Below are 5,567 nucleotides of genomic sequence, written 5' to 3'. Positions count from 1 at the left end.
GGGTGAATTCCACCGCCGCATGGTGGAGCTGTCCGGCAATGCCACGCTGACGATCATCGCCGGCATGCTGCACGAGATCACCGTGCGGCACACGGCGTTCGCCATCAAGGAGCACCGGCCCGTATCGAAGGCTGACTACGAGAAGTTGATGCGTTCCTACCGGCGCCTCATGGCTCTGTTGCGCGCCGGCGATGGTCCCGGCGCTGAGGCGCACTGGCGCAAGCACCTCGACACGTCACGCGACCTTCTACTCAAGGGCATGGAGACCGTCAAGGTTCGCGACGTCATGCAGTAGCGTCGGCCGCCGACCACGTCACCCGCACCGGAACGGTGTCGTCCCACGGCTGGCGTGTCACCATGTCCGACACCCGGACGACGCCCCGCTCGAACTCCCCCGTCGCGGCGTCGACGAGGCGATACTCCTGTTGCTGCTTGTGAATCGGCTGCGCGTCGAGCATGACGATGCGCACCTCGCCTGGCGCGAAGTGGCAGCGCTGCTGCAGTGCCTCGACCAACTGCTCGTTGCTCATGTGGCCATCGCCGAAGTTCCAGCCGATCGCAGTGCTGACGATCCGCTCGCCGTCGGTCAGGGTGTAGTCGTCCTCGTTGCGACCGGCCATGGCGCGGTGGGCGAGGGTGAACATCGCCCGGCCGTGAGTGTTGAAGGCGCGGAACGCATATCCCATGTACATCGGGATCTGGGCGGCCTCCTTGCTGCCGTAGAACCTCTCCAGCTGCGCGGCGGGCATGCTCGCGATCGCGACGATGCCGTCGGCGATCTTGGCCTCGGCCGCCGGGGTGAGGCACCACAGCGAGGTGTCCCAGTTGCCTGCGTAGTACCTCATGCCTGGGAGGAAGGAAACCTTGTGCGGGAACAGGTTTCCCACCACCACGGTGCCTGCGACGACCGCGAACAGGATGATCGGCCACGGGCTCGAGAGGTCCGTCACGCCGATCTCGGCGTGGCCGACGAACAGCGACAGCACACAGAAGATCATGAACACGTTCCACTCCAGCGGCACGCCCATCGGGATGGAGCTCAGGATGCCGAAGTGGAAGCAGATCATCAGGATTGCGGCGATCGTCGTCGGCCAGCCGCCGTGACTGAAGAACAGCGCCAACGGCACCAGCATCTCGATCGCGGTGCTGACGTGGGCGACGACGCGCGACACCCGTCCCGGCCGCAAGTCGTCGGGGAAGTGCTCGAAGAACATGCGTTTGAGGAACTTCGGCCGGAACACCGGGTTGTTGCTCATCATCGTCGAGATGACGAACGGAAAGTGCTTGTTCAGCTTGGAGGTCGCCGCACCCATCCAGATGATCAAGCAGACGATCTTCGCGGCGATGACGACGTCGACGCCGTAGCCGACGAACAGAAACGCGACCGTGAACGAGGCGTACACCTCACCGCGGGCCGCGAGGAAGATCACCTTGTCTCGCAGGCCCAGGACGGCCAGCAGACCGAGCACCGCCCAGATCTGCCAGGCCGGAAGGACCCCGACCGTCGTGCCAAGGGCGGGCACCGGCCCGGTGCCGTCGGAGAACAACGCGACGGCGAGCACCACCAGCAGCGCACCATAGAGCGCGGCGTCGAACGGTGTCCGCGCGCTGCCGCTGGTCAGCGGTACCCGCTTCGGCCACGGTGGGAGCCGGATCGTGCCGGGGCGCAGCCAGTAGAGGATGGAGCCCATCGGCGGAAAGAAGCGGTTGTTGAGCGGGCCGAAGCCACAGCCGAGACCGACGACCTCGAACAGCATCGTGTAGAGCACGACCTTCTCGAAGACGATCGGCTCCGCATACCAATGGGTGAACTCGGTCAATCCCCCCAGCCCGGTCGTGCTCCCCGCGATCAGCCACCCGCCGAGGACGTACAGCACGATCTTGACGACGTAGAACAAGTGCAGCGCGACGGGCGTTCCGAAGCCCACCTCGGCCCAGTGCCTGGCCATTGGAGCGATCTTCTCGGCGCGGGTGCCCTTGCTCCATTCATCGAAGTCGATGACGGGCACTTCCTGCTTCAGAAAACCCATGGGGGCCAGATTAGAACCTGTTCTAGATATGCGGAACGGGTTGGACCTTTTACCGCCACGTAGAGTTTGGACCCGTGGGTCCAGTGAAGGGAAGGTGGAGATGACGGCTCGCGTCCAGAAGCTGACGCCGAAGGGCCAAGCCACCCGGCAGCGGATCATCGAAGGAGCCGCTGCCGAGATCCGGGTGAACGGCGCGGTCGCCACCACGCTCGACGACGTGCTCGCAGCCACGGGAACATCGAAAAGTCAACTCTTCCACTACTTCCCCGACGGCAAGGAGCAACTGCTGCTGGCCGTCGCCGAGCGTGAAGCGGCCCTCGTGCTCAGCGACCAGCAGCCCGAGCTCAGTCGGCTCACGTCGTGGGCGGCGTGGCAGCGGTGGCGCGACGTCGTCGTCGAGCGCTACCGCAGTCAGGGGCAGCACTGCCCGTTGTCGACGGTGATGTCGGAGATCGGCCGCACTCCGGGCGCTCAGGCCGTGACCTCGACGTTGATCGAGCGGTGGCGACTCGAGATCGAGACCGGCGTCCGCGCGATGCAACGGCAGAGCAAGATCGCAGCGAACGTCGACCCATCGCGCGCCGCCGCCGCACTCTTGGCTGGCGTCCAGGGCGGAGTGTCGGTGCTGCTGAGCACCGGTGACATCAGCTATCTGGAGGCCGCGCTAGACGTCGGCATCGCCGCGTTGCGCGGTTAGGACCGCGGCCCCAGCGCCGCCTCCAGCCGGGCGACGTAGGCGTCCAAGCCCCCTGGGCCGCCGACGGCCGACTCCGCGGCGTGCACACCGATCGTGACGACGTCGCCGACCCCGACCACGACGTGCGTGAGCCCCATCGCCGGTGACAGCCCCGCGAAGGCCGCCGCCACGGTCACCGGGGCGCCGCCGAGCGCGAAGTCCGCCGGGCCACAGTTCACGCTGGAGACCACCGTATTGCCCGACACTGCCAGTGGGCGCACGTCGGCGTCGAATTTGGCGACGCCCCAACGCAACAACGGTGCCGGAACGGTGGCGAACGCCGCGCTCGCCGTACCCATGGCGTCGTGGCTGGCGCGCAACCGGCGGGACGCGAAGTCTTCGGCGATGGCTGCTGCACGCGCCTCGGCGGCCAGGTCCGGGTACAGCCCGACGCTGACATTGCCGAAGTGGTTGTACGCGAATCGTGGCGGCGGTTTCGCCATCGGCACTTCGGCGCCGAGTGTGGACGGGTCGTCGCCAAGTGCGGCGAGATGCTCGGCGAGCGCCTGCGAGACCGCTACGAGGATCGCCACGGTGACGGTTCCCCCGCCGAGATCGGCGCGCCTGCGAATCACCGTACGAAGTCCGCGCGGCCCGGTCGGCGGGGCGTTGGTCCGAAGTGGCGGACGGGGAGCGGCCTGCGGCGGCACCGCCCCCGACGCCTCATCGGCAACCAACCGGCGATGGGCACGGGAGGCGCGAAAGCCGTTCCGCAGCAGTGCAACCGGGCCGGATGGACGCGAACTGATGGGTGGTGCGCCGCGACCGAGCCTGCCGAACATCACGGCAGCGGGTGCCGAGGTCCGGCCACCGCCACCGAGGGCGTGCGAGATCTGCAAGACGGCCACCGTGCCGGGGCCGTCGGATCCTGGCACGCCGACGATCCCGACGAACAGGTGCAGCCGCCACGCCGCCACGCGGGGATCCACCTGGTCGGCGATGAGGTCGCTCACCGCGTCCAGACAGCGGGCCCACGTCGCGTCGTGGAGGTGGTGCACCACGAACTGCGCGCGGTTCACCTTCGCGTGCACCCACGCCGGGTAGTTCCACGATCGGCCCTCGGCGATGCGCAGGGTCAGGTCATCGCACGCGTCGGCCCGCCCGATCATCTCCCGGATCGCCCGTTCGACGTCGTCGGGGACGCCTGCGAAGCCGAACAGCAGGAACGTGTCGTTCGGGATCTTCGCCGACAGCCAGAAACTCTGCGCATCGGTTGGCGTAAGCCGTCGGGTGGCCACGGGCCAAGGTTAGGCTGCGGGCGTGCTTCCAGCCGCGAGTAGCAACGGGACCGTGCTCGTCACCGGAGCCTCGTCAGGTATCGGCGAGGAGATCGCGCGCGAGTTTCACCGTCGCGGTCGGCACGTGGTGCTGGTGGCCAGGCGCGCCGAGAAGCTGCAGGCACTGGCCGCCGCGTTGGGTTCGGCCGCCGACGTGCTGGCCGCCGACCTGTCCAGCGCCGAGGCCAGGGCGGCACTACCCGACCGGGTGGCCGAGCTGGGCTTGGTCGTCGATGCCCTGGTCAACAACGCGGGCTTGAGCACGTCGGGGCCCGTCGCAGCGTCCGATCCGGGTGCCGAGCTCAATCTCGTCGAGGTCGACGTCGCCGCCGTCGTCGATCTGTGCAGCCGGTTCCTGCCAGGCATGGTGGCGCGTGGCCGTGGAGCGGTGCTCAACGTCGCATCGGTTGGGGCGTTCGGGCCGCTACCTGGCCAGGCGGCCTACGGGGCGGCCAAGGCCTTCGTGTTGTCCTACACGCAGGCGCTCGGGCAGGAGCTGGCAGGAACGGGGGTGGTGGCCTCGACCCTGTGCCCGGGGCCGGTCAAGACCGAGTTCGGCGAGACGGCGGGCATCTCCGACGCCGACGCGGAGGCGGCCCTCCCGAAGGCCATGTGGGTCAGCGCCGACGAGGTCGCGCGGGCGGCGGTGGATGGACTGGCGGCAGGCAGGGCCGTGATCATTCCCGGCGCGTTCAACAAGGTGGGCGCCGCCGCGTACAAGGCATTGCCGCGACGGCTGCTCCTGCCGATCCTGGCCCGCAGCCATCCCGCTCTCAAGAAGGACTGACGAAGGCCAGGATTCGGCGAGCCACGTCGTCGGGCCGGTCCAACTGCATGAAGTGCCCGGCACCCTCGACGATCTCCGCGCGGCTACCTGCCGGCAACGCCGGTTCTACCCATCGGGTGTAATCCGCTGCGAAGCAACCGTCGTCGGCGCCGTGCAGGTACAGCGTCGGCAGGGTGAGCGGCGAGAGCCAGTGTCGGTGCAGCTCCGCGTAGCGGGTCGGCGGCTTGCTGTTCCTCACCAGCGCGCGGTAGTAGCCGAGCGCGGCGCGCCAGTTCTGCCGTCGTCCGATCGCGTCGAGAACGAGCGCGACCTCGTCGGAAGCGTCGTAACCCGGTGACCACCGCCGCCACAGCCGCGGCACCAGCCAGGACGCGGAACGCTCTGGGAGCCAGGGCAATTGGAAGTACGCGATATACCAACTACGCGCTATCTGCATGGGCAGCCTGGCGGCCAACTGCCCAACGTGGTCGACTTCCCCCAGGGGGCGGAATGCCGCCGACGGCGGCACGGACATGATGACGGCCTTGCTGAACGGGCCATCGGCCATCGCCGCGAGACCGGCGCCTGCGATGGCACCCCAGTCGTGCCCGACGAGAATGTCCCGGCCGGTGGGCCCGGCGGCGTCGAGCACCCTCAGCGCGTCGTCCATCTGGGCGCCGACGTGGTAACTACCGTCCGTGGAGAGTGACGACGGCGCGTACCCCCGCAGGAACGGTGCGACGACCCGCCACCCCGCG

6 protein-coding genes are annotated in these 5,567 nt (G+C 68.4%); 3 read left to right on the top strand and 3 right to left on the bottom strand.

Annotation, left to right across the window (positions count from 1 at the left end; genetic code table 11):
- On the top strand, positions 1–295 hold a 295-nt coding region (locus tag ABW137_RS36485), incomplete at its 5' end, for an FCD domain-containing protein (RefSeq protein WP_526407955.1).
- Here ABW137_RS36485 and ABW137_RS36480 read toward each other — a convergent pair.
- On the bottom strand, positions 285–2,030 hold the full coding sequence (locus tag ABW137_RS36480; RefSeq protein WP_526407953.1) for a DUF3556 domain-containing protein: 1,746 nt from the start codon (positions 2,028–2,030) through the stop codon (positions 285–287). The genes ABW137_RS36485 and ABW137_RS36480 overlap by 11 nt on opposite strands.
- A gap of 100 nt (positions 2,031–2,130) precedes the next feature.
- Between ABW137_RS36480 and ABW137_RS36475 the strand changes: the two genes are divergently transcribed.
- A complete protein-coding gene (locus ABW137_RS36475; protein ID WP_526407951.1) occupies positions 2,131–2,727 on the top strand; it encodes a TetR/AcrR family transcriptional regulator in 597 nt (198 codons plus the stop codon).
- Here the strand turns inward: ABW137_RS36475 and ABW137_RS36470 are convergent.
- A complete protein-coding gene (locus tag ABW137_RS36470; protein WP_526407949.1) occupies positions 2,724–4,004 on the bottom strand; it encodes a DUF1298 domain-containing protein in 1,281 nt (426 codons plus the stop codon). The two genes, ABW137_RS36475 and ABW137_RS36470, sit on opposite strands and share 4 nt — an antisense overlap.
- A 22-nt stretch (positions 4,005–4,026) precedes the next feature.
- Here ABW137_RS36470 and ABW137_RS36465 point away from each other — a divergent pair, with 22 nt between their 5' ends.
- The gene (locus ABW137_RS36465) at positions 4,027–4,830 is read left to right on the top strand and encodes an SDR family NAD(P)-dependent oxidoreductase (protein ID WP_526407948.1); all 804 of its coding nucleotides are present in this window, start codon (positions 4,027–4,029) and stop codon (positions 4,828–4,830) included.
- Here the strand turns inward: ABW137_RS36465 and ABW137_RS36460 are convergent.
- Positions 4,817–5,567 (bottom strand): alpha/beta fold hydrolase (locus ABW137_RS36460; protein WP_526407946.1); only part of this gene is annotated, 751 nt, incomplete at its 5' end. The genes ABW137_RS36465 and ABW137_RS36460 overlap by 14 nt on opposite strands.

Origin of the sequence: Mycobacterium sp., assembly GCF_040509115.1 — a bacterium.
GTDB lineage: Bacteria > Actinomycetota > Actinomycetes > Mycobacteriales > Mycobacteriaceae > Mycobacterium.
Note: the sequence above shows the minus strand (reverse complement) of the source record. Positions and strands in the feature narration are given on the sequence as shown.

Bases quoted from the DNA above. Each gene is read 5' to 3' on its own strand.
- ABW137_RS36480 (WP_526407953.1), bottom strand. From the start codon at position 2,030: ATGGGTTTTCTGAAGCAGGAAGTGCCCGTCATCGACTTCGATGAATGG.
- ABW137_RS36475 (WP_526407951.1), top strand. From the start codon at position 2,131: ATGACGGCTCGCGTCCAGAAGCTGACGCCGAAGGGCCAAGCCACCCGG.